Source organism: Mariniphaga anaerophila (assembly GCF_900129025.1).
GTDB lineage: Bacteria > Bacteroidota > Bacteroidia > Bacteroidales > Prolixibacteraceae > Mariniphaga > Mariniphaga anaerophila.
Genome location: NZ_FQUM01000004.1, coordinates 440,071 through 467,051, shown reverse-complemented (window position 1 = coordinate 467,051; position 26,981 = coordinate 440,071). Strand labels below are relative to the sequence as shown.

Here is a 26,981-nt window from a genome sequence, read left to right as displayed (position 1 = left end):
ATGCCAAGAAGTGTAAATCATGCAGCATCACGTGCCCGGAGGAAAAAAATTCTGAACAGGACGAAAGGTTATTTCGGAGCGCGTAAAAATGTTTGGACAGTCGCAAAAAATACGTGGGAAAAAGGGCAACAGTATGCCTATCGCGACAGGAAAGCCAAGAAAAGAACATTCCGTGCTTTGTGGATTCAGCGTATTAACGCTGCTGCCCGTATCGAAGGGTTGTCTTATTCACAATTTATGGGATTGTTAAAGAAAAACGATATTGAAATAAACAGGAAGGTATTGGCCGATTTGGCTATGAACCAGCCTGAGGCGTTCAAAGCAATCGTTGAGAAAGTAAAATAGACTGACTGTATTTATTTTAGGTGAAATAGAAATTAGCCCGGAAAGTTCTTCCGGGTTTTTTTGTGCCTCAAATTTTCCTCGGTAACCCGGCTTCAAACATCATATTAGCTCCAGTTTGATTACTCTTCATTCATCGCTTTGTATTTGATGAGGGCGTATGTTGCAAAAGATGCAAGCCAGTGCGCTCCTGCGTATTCTCCCGAATCCATTTTTTCGTAACTGTAATTAAAATGGAGTACCCCGAGTTCTGTCATTTCGTTGTTTGTCAACGAATTTCCTATTTCGAAGAGGCACCATGCCCGGCTAAAGTTCAGCCCGTCGAGATGTGCCAGTTTGCCGTCGCTGCGGTCGGTTACAACTGCCGGAGTAAGAAATTTGGCGGGATTCTTTTCGAACCCGGGAAGGAACTTCTTTAACCATTTTTTGAATTCATCTTTCGGCAATATTTTTTGCATCAGAGCAGCCTCCTGTAAACACGGAGAAAGAAAATCGAATCCACCGGGTTCCCATGTAAGAGGGCAATTGCAGTCTTCCATAAAATACTCACGGGCTTTGGTTCCGATTTGCTGTGCCAGAGCGGGGTCATATTTCTTTGCGTAATCATAGGCAAACGACATTCCGAACGCAATGTTGTTGTGTTCTCCTACCCGGATTGGATAAATCAGTTTCTCCAGAAAATCATTAAACTTTTGTGAAACCAGTGTTGTCAATGGTTGCAGATTTTTTTGCAGTTCAATTGCTTCCGGAGAACCCCAGTCGCGCAGTGCTTCATCTAGTTTTAGCAGCCACGCCCATCCGTATGTTCGTTCAAAATTTTTGTTGTGTTCATCGTCAAAGTACTCTACTTCCTTCCGAATATTTTCGCTGGTTATGTTCTTTTTGAGTTTTGCCAGAATTTCGTTTCGGTATTCAAAATCAGGAAAAGTGTTGAGAATGGTTACCAGCGTCCAGTGCCCGTGAACTGATGAGTGCCAGTCGAAACAACCATAAAAAGCAGGATGAAGTTCGCGAGGAGGAGCCAGGTAACTGTCGTTGCCAAGCACCTGCCCCAACTTATTCGGATATTCCTGGTCAATGCAATCGTAGGCAAAGTGATAAAGGTAATTGGCTTTTTCTTTATCGAATTCAAGTCCACTGTTTTTTTGATATTGAGCCTGTGTGCTGAAGCAAAATACCATCAGGAATAGAAAGATGCTTGTTTTCATCTGTATAAAATTTTTTGATTTCTGAATGTTCAAAAAATTTGAAGACATTCAGGAACTCACATAAGTTTTAATCATTCCTGTTTGTGAATTTTGAATGACGAAAATTCATGTTCGCTTCATAAATGTTTATTTTCAGAAAAATACAATAATAATCAGGATTTTTGGATCCGGGACGAGTAAAAAAGAATGTAGCTTAAATAGTATTAGTTTCTGGAATTGGTGTCGAGAGGAACAGAGAAGCTGAATGTACTGCCTTTTTCTTCGATGCTTGTGAACCACAGTTTTCCTCCGTTTTTCTCGGCAAGTTCGTTGCTGAGGGTTAGCCCGAGTCCCGACCCTTTTTCGTTCTGGGTTCCTTCAGAATGATAAAAACCTTTTAGTACAGACTGCTGAACCTTTTCCGGGATTCCAACCCCGTCGTCAATTACCGAAATGATGGCAAAGTTTTCCTGCTCTTTCGTTTTTATCAATATGTTTCCATTCTTCCTGGTGAACTTTATTGCATTTTTCAGGAGATTTCTAACAACGGTTTCCAGGAGTATTTTGTCGGCCAGAACTATGGTTTTCTTGTGGGGCTCAAAAGTTACTGCAATGGATTTTTCCAGCGCAAAGTGCGAAAAAAGCGAAATGGTTTCTTCTATGGTTTTATTTAAAGAGAGTGAAACGGGAGTGCTCTCCAGTTTTCCGAGATTTGATTTTGCCCAGACCAGCAAGTTCTCGAGCATGTTAAAAGAGCCTGCAATTATTGGTTTGTATTGATTCAGTAATTCCCTGTAGTCGAACCCGTGGTCTTCCTCAACCAAAATATCAACCATACTGTTTAGAGTGCCCACCGGGCCTCTCAAATCGTGGGAAACAATGGAGAAAATTTTGTCTTTTGCGTGGTTTGCCTCCTGAAGTTCTTTTTTCTTCTTTCTCAGTTTCAAAAAGAAAAAGGAGATTGCAAAAAACGCCATAAGTATTAACAAAACTGCTGCGTACATAAAATGCAGCGACCGTTGCTTCAAAAGGTTTTCGCTTTTCAAGCGTGAGTTTTCATGTTCTTTTAGCTGGTTTTCGTAGGCCAGCTCCATGATGTCGTATTGTACGGCAATTTTTTCTTTGTAGATCTCGTCTTTTATTTCAGTGGCCTTTTGCAACATTTCCAGCGAGCGGCCGGTATTCCCGTTTTGTTTGTATAACGTTGAGAGTTGAGTCAATACATTTTGCATAATGTCTTTGTACTGCCCGTTTGTTGCAATTTCAAGGCATTTAAGTGAGTTGTCCAAAGCATCAGACATTGCTTCGCGGGCAATATCATTTTTCGATAATTGGAACCAGGCAGATGCTTCCCGGTGTTTGTTTGCTGAACGTTGGCTAAGTTCAATTGCTTCGTGCAGCGATTTTTCTGCCTTTTGAAATTCTTTATCCAGCGTATAGCACTCACCGATTCTGGTTTTGCTTAAACAAACGCCGTTTATATCGTTGGCAGAGGCGTAGCCATTCATGGCTTTGTTAAGGGTTTCGAGCGCAATTTTAGTTTCTCCTTTGTTCAAATGAAGAGTTCCGAGATTCAGGTAAGTGTATGCAATTCCAACTTTGCTGGATGATTCGGGAATCATCCCTTCGGCCTTCCTGAAATATTTGAGTGCGTTTATGTCGTCTTCCCAGTCGTGGTAAACTAATCCGATGTTATTCAGAAGAAGAATTTTTAGTCCCGGGCTTTGCCCTGTTTTTTCGTTTAAATAAAGTGCTTCAAAAAACAGCTCAAGCGCCTTTTCGTAACTTGCCAGTCCCCATAGAATTGCACCTTTTGTATTGTAGGTGATCGACAGGTAATATGTGTCGTTCAATTCAGTATACAAATTTATGGCTTTTTGTATGTGGGTGAGACCTTCGGCATACAATCCTTTGCTCCAATACGAGAGCGCGAGAATTCGTTGCGCGTGGGCAATATCGATTTTTTCTGCCTGGCTGTCGAACAGTGCAAGTGCTCTGGTCAGGTAATGCAATGAACTGTCTGTTTTTCCTATTCGGTAAAACGATGTCCCCTGCTCGAAACAGATTTTCCCGCTGGTAATCGAATCTTGGATATCCACGAGCTGTTGCGATTGTTTGAGTGTAACTAACGCATCTTCGTATTCCTTTTTTTCGTTTAAAGCTTTTCCCTTTAAAAGGAGTGAGGCCACAACACCTTTGCTGTAATTTTTTGTTCGGGCAATTTTTTCTGATTTTTCGGCATAAAACAGTGCCGAATCAGGAGAAGAGTTGATGAATTTTTCTCCTGTTTCTATAATACGGCTAACCTGAGTTTGGGTCTTATTATCCGTTATTCCGTGTTGGGACGCAGCTTGCAGGTTAACTACAATCAGCAGTATTAGCAAATAAGCAAGTTTCATGAATAAGTTTAACCCCGTAAATGTAACTGAAATTGTTTGTTCGAAAAAACTTTTGGTATAAAAGCGTGTGAAGAAGAAAAGTAATAAATTAAAATTCAGATTAGACTTCTCTCTTTTTCCACGTCCCTTTTTTGAAAAGAAATAAGGCGAGTACAGTGAGTAATGTTTCCGACAGAACAATCGCGATGCACGCACCAACCAATCCTTTGCCAAGGAAAATGGCCAGAAAATAGGCAAGCGGAATTTCAACTATCCAAAAACATAACAGGTTTATTTTTGTGGGGGTGAATGTATCTCCGCTACCGTTAAATCCCTGGATAAGCACCATGCCAAGTGCGTAGAAGAGAAAACCGAAACTGATGATGCGTAGTGACAATACTCCGTTTGTCAGAACTTCGGGTTCCTGAATGAAAAAACGGATGAAAAATTCAGGGAAAAGCACCAGGATGATTCCGATAATACTCATGAAAGCGATGTTTATGTATCCCGTTATCCACACTGCTTTTTCTGCTCGTTCCGGATGTTTTGCCCCCAAATTTTGCCCAACCAGCGTAGCAGCAGCATTGCTGACACCCCATGCCGGCAGCAGGGAAAAGAGAATTATCCGAAGCGCAATGGTGTATCCCGCCAATACTTCAGGGCCGCCAACTGCAATTATGCGTACCAAAAAAATCCAGCTCGACGTAGCAATCAGGTTTTGCAGAATTCCGCCTCCTGAAATTCGAAGCAACTCTTTCATAACTTCCAATTTCAGTTTTATATTTTGCCAATACAGTTTTATTCTGAAATTACCCCTGAAAAGTAGGTAGAACTGATACGCAACAGCCAGCCCCCGTCCAATACCTGTGGCAATGGCGGCGCCCGCTAATCCCAGTTCCGGAAAAGGGCCAATTCCAAAAATAAGCAGCGGATCCAGGATAAGATTGATGAGGTTGGCAACCCAGACTACCCGCATCGAAATGGCTGCATCCCCTGCGCTTCGAAAAACTGCGTTGATAATAAACAGAAGCATCACCACGCTGCTGCTGCCAAACATGATTGCCGGATACAAGGCTCCTTTTTCGGCCATCGTTTCTGTTCCTCCCATTAGTACCAGAAACTCTTTGGCGAAAATCACGCCGGGCACTCCCAGCAGCAACGAAACAAACACCCCAATCAGAATTGCCTGGAAAGCAACTTCGCCCGCTTTTTTCTTGCGCTTTTCTCCAATGCGGCGGGCAACAAGAGCTGTGGTAGCCATGGCAAGTCCTGAGCTAATTGCATAAACAATGGTCATAACCGATTCGGTAATACCAACCGTTGCAACAGCATCGGCTCCCAATCTGGAAACAAAATATATATCAACTACGGCAAAGACCGATTCCATAACCATTTCGAGAACCATTGGAACGGCGAGAATAAAAATTGCATGGCCCAGCTTTGCCTTTGTGAAATCGCGTTCGGTGCCCGAGATGGCTTCTTTGACGTCTTTCCACACCATCTGTATCCGCTTGTTGCGAAAATAGGATGAAGCGACATTTCCTTTTTTACTACCGGGCATTTTGCTGAAAAGTTAAATCCGAATAAGTTTTGAAAATCAGCTCTGTTGTATTTTTTCAGAGAATTAGTAATTCTGCAGGTTTATTGCCCCGCGAAAATTATTTCAACAAAGATATTGATAAATTTCTTCGGTATTTGACAGTAACGACTGAAACAAATTAAATTAGAAAACCGCTGAACCCTGCACGTTGTTTTACGTTACTGATTTTGAATTTTGAATTTGAACTTAGATGAAACGTTTTTCCCTTGCAATAGTAATACTGGTAATTATTGCTTCCTGTAGCAACAAAGAGAAGTTTCCGGAATACGTGACTTTGCCCGTTAGTCAGAACGGAGTAAAGTTCTCTGCAGAAACAAAAGGTTTGATAAAAACAGGAGTTGCTGAGTTCGGAAATCCCGGTGCTCGTTTTGATGAGCTGGACTCTTTGCTGGCTTTTCAGCAGATGTATCTGAAGAAGGACAAGCGTTTCGATTTTTTAAAATTGCAGTCGTTTTGGCAAAAAGCAAAAGAAGATCCGCAGCTTGAGAACATTCAGGGAGAGACTGCAAAACAATGGTTCCGGTCTACCGGTTTCCTGTTTCAATTGACCGGCGAAATGCAATACCCGCGTGAAATGGAACGCCTGGCCCGGTCAGGGATTTTTTCTGATTCGGAAGAGCTGGATTCGCTTATAACCCCTTATGTTTTTACGAAAGACGTGGATCATGTTTCAGTGAATTTCTTTTTGCCTTCAGAAATCAGCTACGAGCATTCGCTGGGTGGAGCCGTTTCCATAAAGCAGGTTACAAATTTTCCGGAGAGTGGAAGCGTACGACTGAATTTCAGCATGGAAATAAAACGGTACATCGAGGTTTTTGTGCGGATTCCGGTTTGGGCAGAAGGCGCATCGGTGATGGTGAAAGGAGTGAAGTATTTTTCGCATCCGGGAAGCTATTGCATTATCGCAAAAAAATGGAAAGAAGGTGATGTGGTAGAGATTGAATTCCCAACGGAAAAAATTCCCGAGTATCTGAAGAATTAAGGGTTTTATTCATCAGATAGTTCAGACTGCACTTTTTTGAAATGCTTCCGGTAAAAACTGCGGCTGGTTAATTTGTGAAAAATGAACTGCCGCATTTCTTTCGAGTGAAATGCTTCGATAAACATTCCGAAATATCCTTTTTGGTATCGAATGTTGGTGTAGCCAACAACCAGTGCCTTGTTTGTTTTGTAGAAAATATTTGAGTTCAGGTTTAAATCCCTTTTTGTTTTTAATGTCTGGAAAGCAAAATTCTGTTTATGGAAGATTTGTCGTTCAGCCCCAAAAACAAGATCTGTAAATGCAAAATAGGCAATCGCCTTTTTCTTTGTTTTTATTTCTGGTAATAAGTCGTTTAGAGAGATTCTTCTCGAAGTGAGATAGACATCGTAAATATCCCTCAGCAAAACTTTGCCCAGCGAAAAGCCCTGGTGATCAAGTTGGCTGTGAATAAAGTTGTGTATTATTTTATGCTTGTCCGATTCAACAAAACATCCACCATCTTTCCCTGCTCTTTTTTTTTCGTCAAGAACCATTTTGGCGTTAAACCAATTGTCGCATTTGTATTCATTGGGAATCCGGTGCAGTTCAACGTCAGCAACAAAGTCCGGATGATAAATTCTGGGATAATGCTGGTGGTCTCTAATTGTGATTTTAGTGGTGTCAGACCAACTCAAATATCCGGCATCGAGCATTGCTACTGCTGCGGTAAGAAAATCCTGTTCAGGAACCAGAAAATCAATATCTCCCATAACCCGTTCGCCTACGTCAGAATAAATATCGTCAAGCAGGTTGCCGGCTCCTTTCATGTAAAGCGGAACAATGTTTTCTGCTTTCAAAAGGGCAGTAATCGATTTTATCTGATGAAGTATTTCAATGTTTCTTTTTTTGTTTAGTTCATAAATTTCCGAAAGGTGCTCAACCACTTCTTCCGGCATATAATCGAAAATTTTCTGTGCCCGAAGTTTTAAATAAATAGCCGGCAGAACCAGGTTTTCGCTGCATATTTTAATAAATGTTATCCAGTCGATTAAATCGTTTTTACAGAGCTGAATTAGTTGGTGTTTAAACTCAGGCCGCTCTTCCAGTACCAAACATTTTCCTGCTAAATAGTATAATTCACTTTCGGTCATTCTCGCAAAATTAGTCGTTATTGAAAAGGCCGGTTATGGCATTTAACGCTTTTTGGTTATCAGAATAGGTAAGACTGTAATACGAAATGTTCAGGATTTTTTCCAGAAACACCTCAATATTTTTTGGAGATGCCGGTATCCAGGCCTCATCAAGAAGCGTTTTTAGTGCTTCCACCGGTTCAATTTTCTCCAGTCGGAAGTCAACCGTTTTGTCGTATTTGATAAAAATGAATTCGTTAACCGGAAATGTCATCTCAATAATTTCGTTTCCAACAGGCAGATACCTGACTTTCTTTTTAGGTCCCATGTCTACCGAAGGGGCTGTTTTCAGTTCAGGAAAGTAGTTCTTCAATAGATCAACTGAACCTTCTTTTACCGACATGGCCAGCGGCAGCGGGTAGGCGTTGAATGAGTTTTGTTCGATGGGAACGAAATCGTCAGAAATAATTTGATATCCGTTAGCTTTTAATAAGGCAGCGAAGGTTGTTTTTCCGCTTCCCGGCGATGCCGAAAAAAGAATGGTTTTCTTTCCGTTTGATATGGCAGATGCATGCACTGTCATTAGCCAGTCTGCTTCTGTTTTGTTATGCAGAATGTTGATGAGTTCGACGAAAACTCGGCCTTTAACAAACTCGCTTTCGTTTTTTGTCCAACTTCCTTTTAGTACATTATTTACACGAAGAATAATCGTTCCGTTGTGGGTAAATAATTCGAAAAGAAATTTAGCTTCGGGCGGGTGTTCTGCTTTCAGGTGTTCTGCCATTGGATGAATAAATCTTTCCAGTTCCAAAGTTTCAAAAGAGAATTTCACCACTTTGTTAAACATGCTGTAACAGTGTTCGGAATATGGTTTAAAGGAATGTTGGATAATCTCTTTTTTGTGTGTTTCAAAATATCTTTTGCCGGAAAACGGCAGGTTCATCTCTTCAGCTTTTTTTCTTATGTCTGTTACAAAAGTCAGGCTTTCGTCGTAACTAACCGAATAGCGGGCTGCAAATTTTTCTGCAATCGTTTCTACTTTGTGCCGGTTAACAATTCTATTGAAAACATACCATGCCGGTTCCTGTAAATAGAAGAATAGGTTGCTGTTCTGAAACCATATTAAATAGGATTCTCCAACCTTCTTTTTAACGAATAATATATTTTGCATGAATCGATAGTTAAGTATGAATGACTAAATAAGATTACTAAAATAGTACTATCCCCGATTAAAATAAAATTTATGATTAGGGTTTATTTGGTTTTTTACGGAATTTGATAATCAACGACATAGCGAAAATTGTATTCTGCTTTTTGTCTTTAAAAACTCATTGGTGGGATGTCCCATAATTGAATTTTATTTATGCTGTTTTGTTTGCTAATGTATTGATTCGTATGTAGTTGGTTGAATGGCATGGTAATTGAAGACCCCGCCGTCCTTTTTTTTGATTTTCATTTTTTTTGAATAATGCATAAATTGTTCTTCCAAAGAGATTTGGGCGATAAATATTAATTATTACAATAAAAGTTTAACACGTGTTAATTAGCCAAAAAGTAAAGCGTATGGAGAGAAAATTTGACGAATTGGAAAAAAAACAGGAGAATGCTTCTTCCGAGAAAAAGATTACGAGAAAGCAAGCATTGAAAAAAACCGGATTAATGGCTGTTTCTGCCGCAACAATGATGGTTATGATCAGCAATAATGCTGAGGCAAGACGCAGACGCGGCGAGCCAAGGCCAGATCCGGGAGTGAGCGGAGCTTATTGTGCAAGATAAGGATTTGAATAATTTTTATCAGTACTATAAAAATGCCAGAGGTTAAATAGTCTCTGGCATTTTTGATTAAAAGAGGCGGCAGGAATTCCTGCCGCCTCTTTGCTATATAAATTGTGTTAGAAAGACTACCTACGCAAGGTCAAACCGGTCGAGTTCCATTACCTTGTTCCATGCGTTGACAAAATCTCTTACGAATTTCTCCTGACCATCGGTGCTGGCATAAACCTCTGCAATGGCTCGCAATTCAGAGTTTGACCCGAAAAGCAAATCAACACGGGTCCCTGTCCATTTCAGATCCCCGGTTTTGCGGTCGCGGCCTTCAAATAACTCGTCGTTTTTTGAACTTGCTTTCCATGCTGTCCCCATGTCTAGCAGATTAACAAAGAAATCGTTGCTGAGTGTTTCCGGATTCCCGGTGAAAACGCCAAGCAGAGATTGATCAAAATTCGTATTTAACACGCGCATTCCTCCAATCAGAGCTGTCATTTCAGGAGGAGTTAGCGTGAGCAGCTGGGCGCGGTCTACCAGCATTTCTTCTGCAGTTGCCATGTATTTTGTCTTCAGATAATTGCGAAATCCGTCGGCCAACGGTTTGAGCGCGTCAAATGCTTCTGCATCTGTTTGCTCCATTGTTGCGTCAGTGCGTCCCGGAGTAAAAGGAACTGTAACTGAGAATCCTGCTTTTTTTGCAGCTTCTTCAACGCCTGCACATCCTCCCAAAATAATGAGGTCGGCCAGCGAAATTTGTTTGGATCCCGACTGCGCTTTATTAAACTCTTGCTGAATTTCCTCAAGTTTATCAAGTACTATTTTTAGTTGAACCGGATTGTTTACTTCCCAATTTTTCTGCGGAGCAAACCGGATGCGGGCACCATTGGCTCCACCTCGCTTATCTGAATCGCGGTAAGTGGATGCAGATGCCCATGCCGTAGATACCAGTTGCGAAACAGAGAGGTCGGAATTCAAAACTTTGCTTTTTAACTCTGCAATATCATTTTCATCAACTAGTTCGTAGTCAGCTTTTGGAATCGGATCCTGCCAGATAAGATCTTCGGCGGGTACTTCCGGGCCAAGATAACGCGTTTTCGGTCCCATGTCGCGGTGGGTTAATTTGAACCACGCGCGGGCAAAGGCATCTGCAAATTCTTCCTGGTTTTCGTAAAATCTTCTTGCAATTTTTTCGTAGATGGGATCAAACCGTAAAGAGAGGTCAGTGGTAAGCATAAACGGTGCATTCCTTTTTCCCGGAATATGCGCATCGGGTACGCTGCCGGCACCTGCTTGTCCCCTGGGTTTCCATTGGTAAGCGCCTGCCGGGCTTTTGGTTAGCTCCCATTCGTAATCGAAAAGATTTTCCAAAAAATTGCTCGTCCATTTTGTAGGCGTTTTTGTCCAGGTACCTTCGAGGCCGCTGGTGATAGTGTCTTCTGCATTGCCTTTCCCAAATTTGTTTATCCAGCCAAGTCCCTGATTTTCCATGGGAGCAGCTTCCGGATCTGGTCCAAGGTTAGAGTCGGGGGCAGCACCATGAACTTTCCCAAATGTGTGGCCGCCGGCAATCAGAGCTACTGTTTCTTCGTCATTCATGGCCATTCGGGCAAATGATTGCCTGATGTAGTGTGCCGCTTTTACCGGATCCGGGTCTCCGTTCGGGCCTTCCGGATTTACATAAATAAGTCCCATGTGGTCGGCAGCGAGAGGACCTTCCAAATCGCCTTCTTTACTGTGGCGTTGGTCTGCCAGCCACTCGCCTTCTGAGCCCCAGTAAATATCCTCTTCCGGCTCCCAGATGTCAACACGTCCACCGGCAAATCCGAAAGTTTTAAATCCCATCGACTCCAGCGCAACATTTCCTGCAAGAATCATCAAATCGGCCCACGAGAGTTTTTTGCCGTATTTTTGTTTTATGGGCCATAATAAACGGCGTGCTTTGTCGAGGTTTACATTGTCGGGCCAGCTATTTAGTGGCGCAAAACGCTGGTTGCCGGTGGCTCCTCCGCCCCGTCCGTCGGTAATGCGATAAGTTCCGGCACTGTGCCAGGCCATTCGGATAAATAAGGGGCCGTAATGTCCGAAATCAGCAGGCCACCAGTCCTGAGAATCTGTCATTAGTTTAGTTAGATCTTCTTTTACTGCTTTCAGGTCGAGGCTGTTAAATTCTTTTGCGTAATCGAAGTCCTTTTCCATCGGATTCGATTTTGAAGAGTGTTGGCGCAGAATGTTAAGATTTAACTTGTTTGGCCACCAGTGGCTGTTTGATGTGCCGCCGCTGGCACTGGCTTTTGTGTGTCCTGTTACAGGGCACTTGCTTTCATTTTGAGCTGATTGGTGCAGATCCTTGTTTTCCATCTTTTTGATTTGTAATTTATTTATAATGATAAATTTGGGAATATATTCATTAATGATTTTTATCTGCCCATAAGTTCTGCTTATGCTTTTATAGCTGGAGCCTAATAGCTTTCAATTTAAGGAAATATAACCGGTTAAAAAAATGGCCTGATTTCCGATGCTTTTTAGTTCTGGTTTCGCTTTGGTTTCATAACTGGAACTTTTTATTGGAGCATTTTAAATGCGATGCGGTAGAATACTCTATGTCATATTTTAGAATTTTGCGGAGAAGGACAACGTCTTTTCCGCATTTGTGTGGACTTTGTGTGCCTTCATGAACTTTTTCAAAAATCGATTACCTTTACCCCGGAATTAAAAAGAATAAAATTATGAAAGCTTATGTTTTCCCCGGACAGGGAGCACAATACCCCGGGATGGGAAAAGATTTATACGAGAAGTCAGAAGAAGTGAAGGCGCTGTTTCAAAAAGCCAACGAAATTTTAGGGTTTCAAATTACTGATGTGATGTTTGAAGGTACAGCAGATGATTTGAAGCAGACTAAAGTAACGCAGCCTGCTATTTTTCTGCATTCGGTATTGCTGACTAAAATTCAGAAGGACTTTGCGCCGGAAATGGTGGCAGGTCATTCTTTGGGAGAGTTTTCTGCACTGGTGGCCAGTGGAGCGCTTACTTTCGAAGACGGCCTGAGTCTGGTGTCGAAACGTGCACAGGCCATGCAAAAAGCCTGCGAAATTGAACCGTCGACCATGGCTGCTATTATCGGGCTTGACGATCAGGTGGTGGAAGATGTTTGTGAAAGCATTGATGACGTAGTGGTTGCCGCCAATTTTAACTGCCCGGGACAGCTTGTAATTTCGGGCTCGCTGGCAGGCATTGATAAAGCATGTGAAGTGCTTACTGAAAAAGGCGCAAAACGTGCGTTGAAACTTCCGGTAGGTGGAGCCTTTCATTCGCCGTTTATGGAACCTGCGCGCGAACAGCTTGCGGCGGCAATTGAAGCAACCCGGTTTAGTACTCCCGTTTGCCCGGTTTACCAGAACGTGAATGCCCGTCCGGTAACCAATCCGGAGGAAATTAAACAAAATCTGATTGCCCAGTTAACTGCACCGGTAAGATGGACTCAAACCGTTAAAAATATGATTGCTGACGGAGCTTCTTCGTTTACCGAAATCGGTCCGGGGAAAGTTTTGCAGGGGTTGATTAAAAAGGTTGATCGCGGAATGGAGACCTTTGGAATAGACAGGTTGGAGGAATAAAGTCAATCCGTTTTTCATCTTTAAAAATCCAATCGTTTTTAAATGAGATCTTCAGGATTAATGGTTTCCGTGTCGATGAGGTTGTTGAGAATGGCGTAAACCGTTAATCCTGAAATGGATTTAATGCCGGTTTTTTCGGTGATATTTTTTCGGTGGGAAATCACCGTGTGAATGCTGATGAATAATTTCTCGGCAATTACTTTGTTGGAATGGCCGAGAGCAACCAGTTTAAGCACATCTTTTTCGCGAGTGGTAAGTTCTTCGCTGTCGCTTGTTTTCGGATGTCTTCTGGTTTTGTCCCAGCAGCGAGAAACCATTTTCTGTAGCTGCGATGCCTGAGTTTTTGTGGTAATATAAAATTTGCAAAACGGTAAAGCCTGAGCCGGTTCTTCGTGGTCGTTAAGAAAGGCGATCCATTTTACCTGGTTGTTTCCCTGCAATTGAAAGAAATTGGTGTTTGTGGAATCAGCGGTGTTTTCGTAAATAATAATAATTTCCTGCCCGGTTAATTCGCAAAAACCTTTCAATTCTTCCTTTTTTTCGAGCATAACAATTTCTGTATTGAAATAAATTCGCAGAATTGCATTTATTCCTTTACGAACGATTTCAGAAGAGTGGATGATAAAAATTTTTCTGTTCATCTTCCTTCTTTGTTTTCTATTTCGATGGTAATTGGCATCAGAATTTTGTCTTCAATTCTGGCGTGGTCTTCCAAATCTTTTTCAAACAGCGAAAGGGTAATCAAAAAGTCGTTGCAAATATTTTCGTCATAATCCGGAGTGAGGTATTTAATGATGAGATTTTTCAGGTCATTCAGTTTTTCATCAACATTGGAGTGCTCAGTTTCAAACGAGCGGATGGTGTATCGGGGATCAATTTTTTTGTTTTTTATCAGATTTATGACATACGGAAAAACTCTTTCTTCTTCGTAATTAATGTGCTGGGTGAGTTCCTCTTTGTACTTTTTGTAAAAAACATCAACCATTTTTAGCCCTTTAAAATCGCTGGTATTGCTTGCTATCAGTTTTTCCAGTAAGTCATCGAGCCGGGGAATAACCACCAGAAAATAGTATTGATGAGTTTTTTTTAGATAGTGCGTAATTTCAAGTGGCGAAAACGTCAGCAATTCTTCGCGTGGAAAATATTCTTCGTTGTTGTAAGTGTTTATAATCGCCAGAAAAAAACCGGTGCTGATTTTCATCTCGCGACAAATGTCGTCAACGGTTTTATCTTTAATTCCCAGTTTAATTCCAAAGCGGTTTAAAACCGGAAGCAGGTGGTAGTTCCTGTGTATAACGAATGAAAGCTTGTCGTTTTTTTTGAAAATTTCCATGGCGTTTTGTTTCTTTTTTCAGCAGTCGGTGTAACACGACTGTTGCAGGTTTTTGTTTTCGATTTGAAAAGTGGTATGCTCAATATTGAATTTGGTTTTTAATTCTTTTTGAAGCGCGGAAATAAAGTTGTCATCGTTTCCGCCGGGCATAACAAGGTGGGCAGTAAGGGCAATCTGGGTTGTGCTCATGGCCCAAATGTGCAGGTCGTGCAGACTTTCAACTCCGTTTTGCGATGCAATAAAACTGCGAACTTTTTCGATGTCTATGTTTTTTGGAACGGCGTCAAGAGCCAGTTTTACCGAGTCGGAAAACAGTTGCCAAGTTCCCCAGAGAATCACTGCAATAATAATGAAACTCATTACAGGGTCAATCCAGTTTTTGCCGGTGGTAAGAATGAGCGACCCTGAAATTACCACACCAAGCGAAACTGCAGCATCGGCGGCCATGTGGAGAAAAGCGCCCCGAATATTCAGATCGTGTTTTTTCCCTTTTACAAAAAGCAGAGCCGTAAAAGTGTTAATTACAACTCCAATTGCAGCGACTATTATTATTTGTTTTCCGCTTACCGGTTGCGGGTTTTGTAACTTCCCGATGGCATCCCAGCCAATGGCTGCTACTGCTCCAAACAGCAGGAGTGCATTCAGTATGGAAATTAGAATGGTGGTTTTTCGTAATCCGTAAGTGTATTTCCCGCGTGGTTTTATTGTTGCCATCCAGGCTGCGGCCCAGGCAAAAGCGAGCCCCAGAACATCGCCGGCATTGTGTCCTGCGTCGGCTAAAAGTGCAGATGAGTTGGCAGCCAGCCCGTAAAAAATTTCAACAGCAACAAAGCAAATATTCAACCCAATACCCAGGGCAAATGCTTTCCCGTGCGAGACGGCGTTTGTATGTCGGTGCGTGTGCGACAATCTTTTTGCTTTTAGATTATTGTAAAAAACAAAATAAATACTTTTTTACCTGTTTTGTATGAACCGGATAAATATATTCAATTTCGATTTGATTTTAGGGCCACTTTCCAACCCCTTTTTTGAACAACAAGTCTCCGGCCTTTTTAGTTCTGCATATTTCTCTGATTTGTTTTTGCCAGAGACGACAAATTCTGCGGAGCACGTGCTTTTTAGTTTTCGGGAGATGAAATTTTTTCCGATTTTTACAGTTCATTAAAAAAAACAGCGGATTGAATTCTGAAGTCAAAAAGCGCATTATTGCTTCGGTTACCAGCGATTTGGTTTCCGATAACCGGGTGCATAAAACCTGCTTAACATTAACTAATATGGGTTTTGAAGTGTTGCTTGTTGGACGGAAACTGCCCACAAGTCTTCCGCTTTCGGAACGGTTGTATTCTGTTAAACGATTAAACCTTCTTTTTACGAAAGGGCCGTTATTTTACGCCTGCTTTAACATTCGGCTTTTTTGTTTGCTGCTGTTCTCAAAGTTTGATTTACTGTTGGCGAACGACCTGGATACGTTGCCTGCAAATTTTTTTATTTCGAAATTGAAAAGGAAACCTATGGTTTACGACAGCCACGAGTTTTTTACCGAGGTGCCTGAATTACAGGAACGGCCGCGCGTGAGAAAAATATGGGAGCGGATGGAGCAGAAAATGGTCCCGTCGCTGAAAAATGCTTATACGGTTTGTAATTCCATTGCCAGCATTTATACCGAAAAATACGGGGTTCGCTTTCGGGTAGTTCGAAATGTTCCTTTTTCTCAGCCTGTTCCCACGGGAAAAAAGGCAGATTCTGAAACAGGCGAAAAGACAATCTTGTATCAGGGCGCGGTAAATGTAGGGCGCGGGCTGAAACAGGCGATTTTGGCAATGCATTTTGTTGATAGCGCAAAACTGGTGATTGCCGGGGATGGCGATATTCGAAACGAATTGGAAGAGTTAACCCGGGAAGAAGGACTTCAAAGTAAAGTGCAGTTTTTGGGACGGTTACCCATTGCCGATTTGGCCAAGTTAACATCAACTGCCGATTTGGGCATTTCGATTGAAGAAGACATCGGCTTGAATTACCGCTTTGCATTGCCCAATAAATTGTTTGATTACATTCAGGCCAAAGTGCCGGTTCTGGTTACCAATTTGCCCGAGATGGCTGCAATTGTCAATCAATACAAAATTGGAGAAGTAGCTCCAACGCTCGAATCCCCAAAGCTTGCAAAGCTGTTTTCGGAAATGTTAACCGACCAGTCAAAACGTGCCGTTTGGAAGAAGAATCTGGAGACGGCGTCATCCGAACTTACCTGGGAAAATGAAGCAGAAGTTTTAAAAGGGATTTTTCAACCTTTTGCATAGTTGGTCAGAAACCGAGCAGGCTTTCAAAATCGAGAATAACATTTTGTTTCAGCGAGTCGGAAATTAGTCCGTGAGCACAAACCAGCGTTCGTGCCGGTTTATTTGCAATGGCCGCAAAATCGTGGGTCGCCATCATAATAGTTTTCCCGTCGTTGTTCAAATCCCGAAACAGGTTCATTATTTCAGAAGAGGTTTCCGGGTCGAGGTTTCCGGTGGGTTCGTCAGCAAGAATAATTGGCGGGTTGTTTAAAATCGCCCGGGCAATTACCACGCGTTGCTGCTCGCCGCCACTGAGCTGGTGTGGCATTTTTTGCTTTTTTTCGGTCATGCCTACCTGCCTTAACACCTGGTCAATGCGTTCCTGAATTTCTGTTTTGTTTTTCCATCCGGTGGCCTTTAGCACAAACTCAAGGTTCTGGAAAACATTCCGGTCGGGCAGCAGTCTGAAATCCTGGAAAACAACGCCCAGCTTACGACGTAGTAACGAAACTTCTTTGTGTTTGATGTTTTTCAGGTTGAACCCTGCAATTTCGCCGGTGCCTTTTTGTAGCGGAAGTTCGGCGTTTAGCACTTTTATCAGGCTCGACTTTCCGGTGCCCACTTTCCCGGTAATGTAAACAAATTCGCCCTCGTTTACTTCCAGATTAACGTCCGAAAGTATTAGTGCGTCTCGCTGATAGATGTCAGCGTCAATAAGTTCGATTACCTTTTTCCCTTCCATTTTATCTGAATTCGCCCCGAATATATGCTTATTTTTTTACCTGTTTGTATAATAAAGAAAAGAAATAAACAGTTTCATGTTAAGAAATGGAACAAATTTAAGTTATGTTGAAAGGGCAGAATACCTATTTTAGAATCTTTGATCAATTAATCCGGCTTATCTTTGCATAGAAAATGAAAAGGAGAATACAGCCTTAAAAAACGAAACAACTGAAACATGAAAGAAATACGAAATTTATTCATTTTTGCCATTTGTTTATTTTTGTCTTACTCGGCCTCGTCTCAGCAAACGGAGTTTTACGGGAATGTAAGCGAGGATGTGCAGATGGCTCGCGAGCTTTATCAACAGGGAAAGTACAATGCAGCTTACCGGCAGTTTGAAAAAGTGCAGAAACAGGTCGATAACGATTCAGAGCTTTATTCAGAAGCGCTTTATTTTAAGGCCGTGTCTGCAACCAAAGCTGGGCATAATGCCGGGTATAAAATGCTCGAAAAGTATATCGAAGATTATCCGGAAAGTCCGTACATAAATAATGCTTATGTAAATTTAGGCGATTATCAGTTCGAACGGAAACGTTATGGTGCGGTGCTGCGAACCTATTCCAGCGTCGATCGCTCGTTACTCAGTAACGATGAACTGGTGAAACTGAAATATCAGAGCGGGTATTCAAATTTAATGGAAGGAAATACCGACAACGCTTTGCTGGAGTTTACAGAGATTAAAGACGGAACTAGTTTTTATAGCCGGCCTGGCACTTACTATTGGGCACATATAATGTATTTGCAGGAAAACTACCAGTCGGCGCTCGACGGATTCCGGCAGCTCGAAAGCGATCCTGCTTATTCTCGCGTTATCCCGTTGTATGTTAGTCATATTTATTACAAACAGCAGCGATACAACGAAGTGGTAAATTACACGGTGCCTATTATCGATGACGTGGAGGAAGAGCACAAAAGCGAATTGTCAAAAATTGTGGGCGATTCCTATTTCCATCTTCGGGAGTACGATAAAGCAATTCCTTTTCTCGAAACGTATTATCAGTCGTCGGGGCCGAAAACAAGGGAAGACAATTACCTGCTTGGTTATTGCTACTACACTACAGGACAATTTGAAAAAGCAGTTCCGCTATTGGAAAATGCGTCGAAAGGAAGCGACGAAATGGCTCAGAATGCCTACTACCATTTGGCCGACAGTTACATAAAAACAGGCGAAAAAGAGAAAGCCCGCGTGGCTTTTCAGGCCGCGTCGGAATTCGATTTTAATGAGAAAATAAAAGAGGATGCCCTGTTTAGTTTTGCCAAGCTTACTTACGAGCTTTCTTATTCTCCGTTTAATGAAACCATCAAAGCATTCGATCGTTATATTTCGCTATACCCGAATTCCGAACGAAATTCAGAAGCTTACCGTTATTTAACCGAGGTGTTTATGGTAACCCGCAATTATCGCGATGCCATTAGTTCTATCGACAAAATTCAGGTTAAAACGCCGGAAATTTTAAGGGCTTACCAGCGGGTAACGTTTTACCGGGGACTGGAGTTGTTTAACAACTTGTCGTACAATCAGGCAATAGATCATTTTAATTTGTCAATTCAGAATGGAAGTTACGACCGTGAACTGAATGCCCGCGCACTTTATTGGAAAGCTGAAGCGTTGTACAGGGTGGGTGAGTATCAGAGTTCTGCAGAAAACTATTCGCAGTTTTTGCGTACAGCAGGCGCTTTTTCTTTGCCTGAATATAAAGATGCAGAATATAACCTCGCCTACGCTTATTTTAAGCAGGATGATTACAGCCGGGCATCGTCTCATTTTCGGAATTACATAAGCGCTTCGCAGGGGCAGAGCTCAGAAAAGCTGGCTGATGCGTACAACCGTTTGGGCGATTATTATTTCTCCAATGCCGAATATTCGCTTGCCCGTCAGAATTATCAAAAGGCGTTTGATATGAAAACTTTTGATGCTGATTATGCGCTTTACCAAATGGCATTTTGCCAGGGCCTGCAACACGATCAGCAGGGTAAAATTAATTCGATGCAGCGGTTGCAGAGAGACTTTCCCGAATCGGATTATCTGGATGATGCGCTATATGAATTGGGGCGTGCTTACGAAAGGCTCGGGCAGTATTCGGAAGCTACCCGCAATTACCGCCAAATTGTGGATAACCACACAGAAAGTACTTATTTCTCGCGGGCACTGCTTCAGTTGGGATTGATAAATTACAACAGTGGAGATTTCTCTCAGGCACTCACATACTACAAGCGGGTTGCTGAAAATTTCTCGGGAACTCCCGAAGCTCAGGGCGCACTGTTGGGCATAAAGAACAGCTATGTGGAAATGAACAACGTGGATGGTTATTTTGCATACACCCGTTCTTTGGGTGGTGGCGTAAATGTTACCGCTTCGGAGCAGGACTCGTTGACGTACATGGCAGCCGAAAGACTTTATATGTCGGGAGAAGCGCAAGCATCGGGGCAGTTGCAGCACTATTTGCAGCAGTTTCCTAATGGGAGTTTTGCTACCAACGCTAATTTTTATCTGGCCGAATTGCTTTATAAAGAAGGCAGTTTTTCTCAGGCAAATGAGCATTACACATTTGTTGCCCGCCAGCCCAATAATATTTTTAGCGAACAGGCTTTGTCAAGGGCTTCGGAATTGACTTTTAATGCAGGTAATTACGAAGAAGCACTTGAATTTTTTAACCGCTTGGAACGTGTGGCAGGCAGTAAGTGGAATCAATTGAAAGCGCACACCGGGCAGATGAGGTGCAACTTTCAGTTGAACAGATATAACGATGCCATTGTGGCCGCCGATAAAGTGAAAAAATCTGATGTGGCGAACGACGCCTGGGTTCGGGAAGCAAACTTTGTTTTGGGAAAATCAAACTACCTTTCCGGAAATCAGAATGGCGCGCTCGAGTCGTTAAAATTAGTGGCTGCCGACACAAAACTGGAGCAGGGTGCTGAAGCTAAATTTCTTGTTTCAGAAATTCTGTACAAGCAAAATCAGAAAAAGCAGGCCGAAGATGAAATAATGGATTTCATTTCAAAAGGAACGCCGTTTCAGTTCTGGTTGGGGAAAGCATTTTTGCTGCTGTCTGATATTTACCTCGACAGAGGTGACGATTTTCAGGCAAAACATACATTGCGAAGCGTGGTGGAAAATTACGGCGCTGACAACGATGGCGTAAAAGATGCAGCCGCGAAAAAACTGGCTGAAATTGAAGCCCGGGAGCAAATGGAGCAACAGAATGCCAAAGACAGTTCTTTTCAGTTAAAAATCAACGAAAATTAGAAAGACATGAACAGGATATTGAAAACATCAAAATATATTTTACTGATAGTTTTGGCAGCTTCGTCTGGTGTAGCCGTGGCGCAGCGCGACACAACGCTTACCCAGGAGGTGGAAGTTGTGAAGGCTTATAAACCGACCATCTCCGATGCCAATAAAATTAGCGGTATGCCTCGCATTGAGGATGCCGAGCACGAAAAACCAAGTTTTAATTACAGTATTTTCAGTCAGCCTATTTACAATACGTTTTCAGTAAACACATTAAAGGCGGCCACGTTTGAGTCGTCAGAAGAAGAGGACAGCGGGCTGGGGCTGGTTCGTGCCGGGGTTGGAAATTACAACAAACCGTATGCTGAGCTTTTCTTTAATAACCAGAGAACAAAAAATACGTTGTTCGGTTTGCACGGAAAGCATTTGTCGTCGCACGGAAAGCTGAACCTCGAAGGAGGAGACAGGGTTGATGCTCCGTTTTCGGATAACCAGGCAGAAATGTTTTTGAAGCACATGTACCGCAGTTCGGTGCTGTCGGTTAATCTGGGATTTAAACATAACGGATTTAATTACTATGGATATCCGGTTGTGCCGATTCCCGAGCAACTGAAGCAAGACGACCAGGAGTTGAATTACCTGGGCAGCAGGCAAACTTTTACCAAAGGGAGTTTTAATATCGGGCTTGAAAATGCGACAGTAGGGAATAACGATTTCAAATTTGATTTCGACTTTTTGTATCACTATTTCGGAACAAAAACCGGGCAGCGTGAACACTTTGGCGAATTTATGACCAAAATGAGAAAACCGCTTGATAAAGGAACCGGGTTTCTTGAGGCCGGTATTTCATATACCCAGGCAACCGAAATTTCAGATCAATATATGACAACATTTGGGCGAAATCAGATTACGCCCGGCAAAAATTCGCAAACCTGGATTACTTTGAAGCCTTCGTATTTTATAGGGGGTGATATTGCTAACGTACAGTTGGGAGCAAATGCCTGGATTGTTTCAAACAGTAGTTCAGATATGATGTTGAGGGTAGCGCCAAATATCAGGGCGAACCTGGTTCCGGCAGAGGAGATAATCCGGATTTTTGCAGGAATTGACGGGAACCTTACACAAAATAACTATTCAAAAATAGCTTACGAAAATCCGTTTGTCGATCCGGAACATCTGGTGAAAAATACGTTCGAAAGGATTCGGTTTTTCGGCGGCTTCGACGGTAAATTTTCTCGAAGAACAAATTTTAAACTGTCGGTCGATTATTCGATAATAAAAGATCAGCCGTTGTATTATCTTTTTAGGCACGGAAATTTTTCTGAAACGGATTTGGCTACCTCGGTCGTCGATAACGATTTTGATATTTTGTATGATAATCTCGATCGTCTGAAGTTCAACCTCGAAATTTTTCATGCAGCGTTCAATAAAATGAATTTATTGCTTTCTGCTAATTATTATGTCTATAAAATGGAAACAATGGATGAGGCGTGGAATATGCCGGATTGGGATGCCAAATTTTCGCTGGCTTACCAGGTTTCCGATCAGTTGAGCCTTTCGTCCGACCTGTTTTTTACCGGGCAGCGGAAGGCGCTTATAATGGGAATTCCGGGAGACGATAAGCGACCCCTGGCCAATAACGAGTTGCCCCCCGATGAAACGCTGCAAATGGAATCGTATAATCTTTCCACTGTTTTCGATTTAAATTTTAACGCCAATTACAAAATAAGCAACCAATTTTCGGTGTTTGCCCAATTGAATAATTTTGGCTTCCAGAAGTACCAGCGGTGGTTGGGATATCCGGTTCAAAGTTTTAATGTTTTGGGTGGAATAAGTTATGCATTTTAGCTCTGTTTAAACAGCGCTGAAAGAATCGGGCAAGAGAGCTTCAGAAGAAGGTTTTTGCCCGGTTTTTTCGTTTTATAACTTGTTGAAAAAAAGGTCTTAAAAACCCTTAAAAACTCCCGTGCCTTCGGTTAATTTTGCTATATTTGCGCGACACTTCAGAGAAGAACAGAATAATTGAATAAGTGTCTGTTTATTAGGTTGTTTAGGGTTTATTTGAAAGTGTCGTTTTCTTCCCGAAACAAGCAAAAACTAATTTAAATTCAGGCAGAAAGAAAATTTAGGAGAAATATGAGTGAGATGGAAAATAAAGTGAATCATTCTGAAGGGAATGGAAACTATTCTGCACAAAGTATTCAGGTGCTGGAGGGGCTTGAAGCAGTACGGAAAAGGCCTTCGATGTATATTGGTGATACCAATGAAAGAGGGTTGCATCACCTGGTTTACGAGGTCGTGGACAATTCTATTGACGAAGCTCTGGCCGGATATTGTGACCAAATAGATGTTGTTATTCATGAAGACAACTCGATTACAGTAAAAGATAACGGCCGTGGTATCCCTACGGAAAAGCATGAAAAGGAAAATAAATCGGCGCTGGAAGTAGTAATGACTGTGCTTCATGCCGGTGGAAAATTTAATAAAGATTCGTACAAGGTTTCAGGTGGTTTGCACGGGGTTGGTGTATCGTGTGTTAACGCACTTTCTACTTATTTGAAGGCCGAAGTGCTTCGTGACGGGAAAGTGTGGGAGCAGGAATATTCCATCGGGAAACCGCAGGGAAATGTAAAAGTAGTAGGCGAAACTGATGTTACCGGAACGATTATTACTTTTAAACCCGACGATACGATTTTTCATACAACTGTTTATAAGTACGAAACACTTGCGGCACGGCTTCGCGAACTCGCGTTTTTGAATGCCGGAATTAGTCTTAGCATCACAGACGAACGCCAGCAGGAAGAAGACGGGCAGTTTAAGTCAGAAACTTTTTTCTCTAAAGAAGGGTTGAAAGAGTTTGTTGAATACCTGGATAATACCCGGGTAAAACTTACTCCCGACGTTATTCATATTGTTACCGAAAAGAATAATGTTCCCGTGGAAATTGCAATGCAATACAATACCACGTTTTCCGAAAATATCCATTCTTACGTTAACAATATCAATACCATCGAAGGTGGAACTCACCTTACCGGTTTTCGTCGCGGATTAACCCGTACACTGAAAAATTACGCTGAAAATTCGGGAATGCTTTCTAAGCTGAAATTTGATATAAGCGGAGACGATTTCCGCGAAGGGCTGACTGTTGTTATTTCAGTGAAGGTTGCTGAACCTCAGTTTGAGGGACAGACAAAAACAAAACTGGGGAACTCGGACGTGAGCTTGTCTGTGGATCAGGCAACCAGCGAAGCGCTTTCTATTTACCTGGAAGAAAATCCGAAATCTGCCAAAACCATTGTCAACAAAGTTATTCTGGCAGCGCAGGCGCGTCATGCAGCCCGTAAAGCCCGTGAAATGGTTCAGCGTAAAAGTGCGTTGTCGGGTGGCGGTTTGCCAGGTAAGTTGAGCGACTGTTCAGAAAAAGACCCTGTACTTACCGAGGTTTTCCTGGTTGAGGGCGATTCTGCCGGTGGTACTGCAAAACAGGGGCGAGACAGACGTCATCAGGCAATTCTTCCGTTGAGGGGTAAAATCCTGAATGTGGAAAAAGCCATGCAGCATAAAACCTTCGAAAGCGAAGAAATCAAAAATATTTTCACCGCTTTAGGAGTTACAATTGGAACAGAAGAGGATGCGAAAGCTATTAACCTCGAGAAACTGCGTTATCATAAAATCATTATCATGACCGATGCCGATGTGGATGGAAGCCACATTGCAACGCTGATTATGACATTCTTCTTTAGGTACATGCAGGATCTTATTAAAGCCGGATATTTGTACATTGCAACTCCGCCGCTTTATTTGCTTAAAAAAGGTAAAAAAGAAACCTATGCGTGGACAGAACAACAGCGTCGGCAGGTGATTGATGAGTGGGCCGATGGTGTGGAAAGTAATATGCACACGCAGCGGTACAAAGGTTTGGGTGAAATGAATGCAGAACAGTTGTGGGAAACAACCATGAATCCGGAAAAGCGTACGCTCCGCCAGGTTACCATTGAAAATGCTGCAGAAGCCGATCATGTATTCTCAATGCTGATGGGCGACGATGTACCGCCAAGGCGTAAGTTTATTGAGGACAATGCAACTTATGCAAATATTGATGCTTAACTGTATTTATTAGTTACATACGTACAATAAAAATCCGGGTAACAGCCCGGATTTTCAATTTTTAAAAAGAATGAATATCTGTGTTTTTTCTTCTTCAAGCAATGCAATTTCGCCGGTTTATTTTGATGAAGCCAAAAAGTTGGGGAAACTGATTGGCGAAAAAGGCCATACTCTGGTGAATGGTGGAGCAAATGTCGGGTTGATGGAGGCAGTTACTGTTGCAGCATCAGAAGCCGGTGCGAAAACAATTGGCGTAATTCCCGAACGGTTTGTGCAGCGTTCGCTTGCATCAGATAATCTGCACGAGGTTGTTGAAACCCGGGATATGAAGGAGCGAAAAGCAAAGATGCGCGAAATTTCTGATGCGTTTATTGCATTGCCCGGAGGTTTCGGAACACTGGAAGAAATTTTGGAAGTGTTGACGCTTCGTCAGCTCTCGTATCATAGCAAACCTATTGTTTTTGTCAATACAAATGGGTTTTTCAGATACCTGTTTAAACAGTTTGAATTGTCGTTTTCCGAGAAATTTGCAAAAGAAGTTTATAGGGAACTTTACTTCTCGGCAAAAGATGCAGAAGAGGCGATGAAATTTATTGCAGAATATCGGCCGGTTGAGTTGGATTCAAAATGGTTTGAGGTGCCAAATAAGTAATCTGCACTGCAATACTGACAATGTTTCAGTTTTTCTACTGAAGGTTTTTTAACTTTTTAACAAAATGGACTTTTGGTTGTTAATTTATGCAAAATGAAAAGAGTTGGATGTGTCAATAAAACACACTGGCAAATTATTTGCGTTATATTCAGCACTTTAATTTTTTAATTTTTGAACCATGAAAAATACAAAGAAATACACGCTTACGTTTCTGCTGGTTTTGGCCGGTGCCTTTTTGGCTGTATGGATTTACAGTTCGTTTTTTAACAAAACACAGGTAATTACTGTTTCGGAGCAACGCCCGATGAGTTTCGTTAATTTGCCTGCAAACAGCCAACAGCAACTTCCCGATTTAACGTTTGCTGCCGAAAATTCGGTGCATGCAGTTGTGCATATTGCAACGCGTTCGATGCGTGGAGGAGGATGGTCAAGCGGAAATCCTTTTTTCGATGAATTTTTTGGTATTCGCCCGCAACAGCCTCAAATTGCAACAGGTTTTGGGTCTGGTGTTATTCTTTCCGAAGATGGATATATTGTAACCAATAACCACGTTATTGAACGTGCGCAGGAGATAAAAGTGATATTAAATAATAAGCAGGAATACGATGCAAGGTTGGTTGGCACCGATCCTTCCACTGACCTGGCGCTGCTTAAAATTGATGCCGACGAACTGCCTTTTCTGACGTATGGAAATTCAGATGCACTGAAACTTGGAGAGTGGGTTCTCGCTGTGGGAAATCCGTTTAATCTGACTTCAACAGTAACCGCAGGTATTGTTAGTGCCAGGGCCAGAAACCTCGGAATTAACTCCGACCAGTATTCAATCGAATCATTTATTCAGACTGATGCTGCCGTTAATCCTGGAAACAGCGGCGGAGCTTTGGTTAATCAGCAGGGTAATTTAGTGGGGATAAACACTGCTATTGCTTCCAGAACCGGATCGTATGCAGGTTACTCTTTTGCAGTTCCTGTTTCTATTGTAAAAAAAGTAGTGGAAGACTTGAAGGAATTTGGCGAAGTTCAGCGCGCATTACTGGGAGTTAGTATTGTTGATGTAAACGGCGCCCTTGCTCAGGAAAAAGGGCTGGATAAAGTGGAAGGTGTTTACGTGGCTGCTGTTTCTGATAATGGTGCCGCAAAGGAAGCCGGGATGAAGGAAGGCGACGTAATTATGAGCATCGCCGGCGATCCTGTCAACTCTTCGGCAGAACTCCAGGAGAAAGTCAGCCGCTTCCGTCCGGGCGACGACATAAAAATTGTTGTGAAAAGAAAGGGCGACAGGAAACAATTTTCGGTAACCTTACGTAATAAACACGGTGATACACAAATTGTGCGTGATAATACGACCATTTTGGGTGCCAGCTTTGAAGCGATAGGTAACAATGAAAGAAGAGATTTGGACATTGAGTACGGAATAAAAATAACTGATTTAAAGAAGGGTAAGCTTAAAGATGCAGGATTAAGCAAAGGATTCATCATAACACATGTGAACAAAAAACCCATTTATGAGGTAAGTGATTTTAAAAGAGAAATTGGAAATGCGAGGGGAGGAATTTTGGTTGAAGGAATTTATCCAAACGGGGAACTGGCTTATTTTGTTTTTGGTGTTGATTAACTAC

Annotated in this window: 20 protein-coding genes; 10 read left to right on the top strand and 10 right to left on the bottom strand. The window is 42.2% G+C overall.

All coding sequences use genetic code 11. The features are described 5' to 3' along the window. On the top strand, positions 1 to 345 hold the full coding sequence (gene rplT, locus BUB08_RS10500; protein WP_073001472.1) for a 50S ribosomal protein L20: 345 nt from the start codon (positions 1 to 3) through the stop codon (positions 343 to 345). A gap of 119 nt (positions 346 to 464) precedes the next feature. On the opposite strand, the gene BUB08_RS10495 is transcribed toward rplT, so the two are convergent. From BUB08_RS10495 to BUB08_RS10485, 3 genes are all read right to left on the bottom strand, one after another. Then, positions 465 to 1,550 carry a DUF2891 domain-containing protein gene (locus BUB08_RS10495; protein ID WP_073001470.1) on the bottom strand — a complete coding sequence of 362 codons (1,086 nt, stop codon included), beginning with the start codon at positions 1,548 to 1,550 and terminating at the stop codon, positions 465 to 467. A gap of 203 nt (positions 1,551 to 1,753) precedes the next feature. Next, on the bottom strand, positions 1,754 to 3,928 hold the full coding sequence (locus BUB08_RS10490) for a tetratricopeptide repeat protein (RefSeq protein WP_073001469.1): 2,175 nt from the start codon (positions 3,926 to 3,928) through the stop codon (positions 1,754 to 1,756). Positions 3,929 to 4,028: 100 nt separating this feature from the next. Beyond that, the gene (locus BUB08_RS10485) at positions 4,029 to 5,468 is read right to left on the bottom strand and encodes an MATE family efflux transporter (RefSeq protein ID WP_083570698.1); all 1,440 of its coding nucleotides are present in this window, start codon (positions 5,466 to 5,468) and stop codon (positions 4,029 to 4,031) included. Between the two features lie 229 nt (positions 5,469 to 5,697). Between BUB08_RS10485 and BUB08_RS10480 the strand changes: the two genes are divergently transcribed. Next, positions 5,698 to 6,489: a beta-L-arabinofuranosidase domain-containing protein gene (locus BUB08_RS10480; RefSeq protein WP_073001467.1), complete on the top strand. Its 792-nt coding sequence runs from the start codon at positions 5,698 to 5,700 to the stop codon at positions 6,487 to 6,489. Positions 6,490 to 6,494: 5 nt separating this feature from the next. Here the strand turns inward: BUB08_RS10480 and BUB08_RS10475 are convergent, their stop codons facing one another. Further along, positions 6,495 to 7,619, bottom strand: a complete 1,125-nt coding sequence (locus tag BUB08_RS10475) for a nucleotidyltransferase family protein (protein ID WP_073001466.1) — start codon at positions 7,617 to 7,619, stop codon at positions 6,495 to 6,497. Between the two features lie 10 nt (positions 7,620 to 7,629). After that, positions 7,630 to 8,769: a hypothetical protein gene (locus BUB08_RS10470; protein ID WP_073001464.1), complete on the bottom strand. Its 1,140-nt coding sequence runs from the start codon at positions 8,767 to 8,769 to the stop codon at positions 7,630 to 7,632. A gap of 392 nt (positions 8,770 to 9,161) precedes the next feature. Between BUB08_RS10470 and BUB08_RS10465 the strand changes: the two genes are divergently transcribed. Next, entirely contained in the window at positions 9,162 to 9,374 is a 213-nt protein-coding gene (locus tag BUB08_RS10465; protein WP_073001462.1) for a hypothetical protein, read from the top strand. Between the two features lie 129 nt (positions 9,375 to 9,503). Here the strand turns inward: BUB08_RS10465 and katG are convergent, their stop codons facing one another. After that, positions 9,504 to 11,723, bottom strand: coding sequence for a catalase/peroxidase HPI (gene katG, locus BUB08_RS10460; RefSeq protein WP_073001461.1), 2,220 nt, complete (start codon positions 11,721 to 11,723; stop codon positions 9,504 to 9,506). A gap of 368 nt (positions 11,724 to 12,091) precedes the next feature. On the opposite strand from katG, the gene fabD reads away from it, so the two are divergent. Beyond that, positions 12,092 to 12,979, top strand: a complete 888-nt coding sequence (gene fabD / locus BUB08_RS10455) for an ACP S-malonyltransferase (protein ID WP_073001459.1) — start codon at positions 12,092 to 12,094, stop codon at positions 12,977 to 12,979. Positions 12,980 to 13,017: 38 nt separating this feature from the next. Here the strand turns inward: fabD and BUB08_RS10450 are convergent, their stop codons facing one another. Genes BUB08_RS10450 through BUB08_RS10440 form a run of 3 tightly spaced genes read right to left on the bottom strand, consistent with a single transcriptional unit; the run spans position 13,018 to position 15,221 of the window. Further along, positions 13,018 to 13,620 (bottom strand): response regulator transcription factor, encoded by a 603-nt coding sequence (locus tag BUB08_RS10450; protein WP_073001457.1) that lies wholly within the window; start codon positions 13,618 to 13,620, stop codon positions 13,018 to 13,020. Continuing rightward, the gene (locus BUB08_RS10445; RefSeq protein ID WP_073001455.1) at positions 13,617 to 14,312 is read right to left on the bottom strand and encodes a hemerythrin domain-containing protein; all 696 of its coding nucleotides are present in this window, start codon (positions 14,310 to 14,312) and stop codon (positions 13,617 to 13,619) included. Before BUB08_RS10445 ends, BUB08_RS10450 begins: the two co-directional genes overlap by 4 nt. Before the next feature lie 18 nt (positions 14,313 to 14,330). Continuing rightward, positions 14,331 to 15,221 carry a cation diffusion facilitator family transporter gene (locus tag BUB08_RS10440; protein ID WP_073001453.1) on the bottom strand — a complete coding sequence of 297 codons (891 nt, stop codon included), beginning with the start codon at positions 15,219 to 15,221 and terminating at the stop codon, positions 14,331 to 14,333. A gap of 269 nt (positions 15,222 to 15,490) precedes the next feature. Between BUB08_RS10440 and BUB08_RS10435 the strand changes: the two genes are divergently transcribed. Further along, on the top strand, positions 15,491 to 16,609 hold the full coding sequence (locus BUB08_RS10435) for a glycosyltransferase (RefSeq protein WP_073001451.1): 1,119 nt from the start codon (positions 15,491 to 15,493) through the stop codon (positions 16,607 to 16,609). 4 nt (positions 16,610 to 16,613) lie between these two features. Here the strand turns inward: BUB08_RS10435 and BUB08_RS10430 are convergent, their stop codons facing one another. After that, positions 16,614 to 17,330, bottom strand: a complete 717-nt coding sequence (locus tag BUB08_RS10430; RefSeq protein WP_073001449.1) for a cell division ATP-binding protein FtsE — start codon at positions 17,328 to 17,330, stop codon at positions 16,614 to 16,616. A 216-nt stretch (positions 17,331 to 17,546) separates the two neighbouring features. On the opposite strand from BUB08_RS10430, the gene BUB08_RS10425 reads away from it, so the two are divergent. From BUB08_RS10425 to BUB08_RS10405, 5 genes are all read left to right on the top strand, one after another. Continuing rightward, a complete protein-coding gene (locus BUB08_RS10425) occupies positions 17,547 to 20,618 on the top strand; it encodes a tetratricopeptide repeat protein (RefSeq protein ID WP_083570697.1) in 3,072 nt (1,023 codons plus the stop codon). Positions 20,619 to 20,624: 6 nt separating this feature from the next. Beyond that, complete coding sequence (locus BUB08_RS10420; RefSeq protein ID WP_073001445.1) at positions 20,625 to 22,451, top strand: TonB-dependent receptor; 1,827 nt, start codon at positions 20,625 to 20,627, stop codon at positions 22,449 to 22,451. A 288-nt stretch (positions 22,452 to 22,739) separates the two neighbouring features. After that, on the top strand, positions 22,740 to 24,710 hold the full coding sequence (gyrB, locus tag BUB08_RS10415) for a DNA topoisomerase (ATP-hydrolyzing) subunit B (RefSeq protein ID WP_073001443.1): 1,971 nt from the start codon (positions 22,740 to 22,742) through the stop codon (positions 24,708 to 24,710). Between the two features lie 70 nt (positions 24,711 to 24,780). Further along, entirely contained in the window at positions 24,781 to 25,362 is a 582-nt protein-coding gene (locus tag BUB08_RS10410) for an LOG family protein (RefSeq protein ID WP_073001441.1), read from the top strand. 178 nt (positions 25,363 to 25,540) lie between these two features. Continuing rightward, positions 25,541 to 26,977, top strand: coding sequence for a Do family serine endopeptidase (locus tag BUB08_RS10405; protein WP_073001438.1), 1,437 nt, complete (start codon positions 25,541 to 25,543; stop codon positions 26,975 to 26,977). Positions 26,978 to 26,981 lie beyond the last annotated feature (4 nt).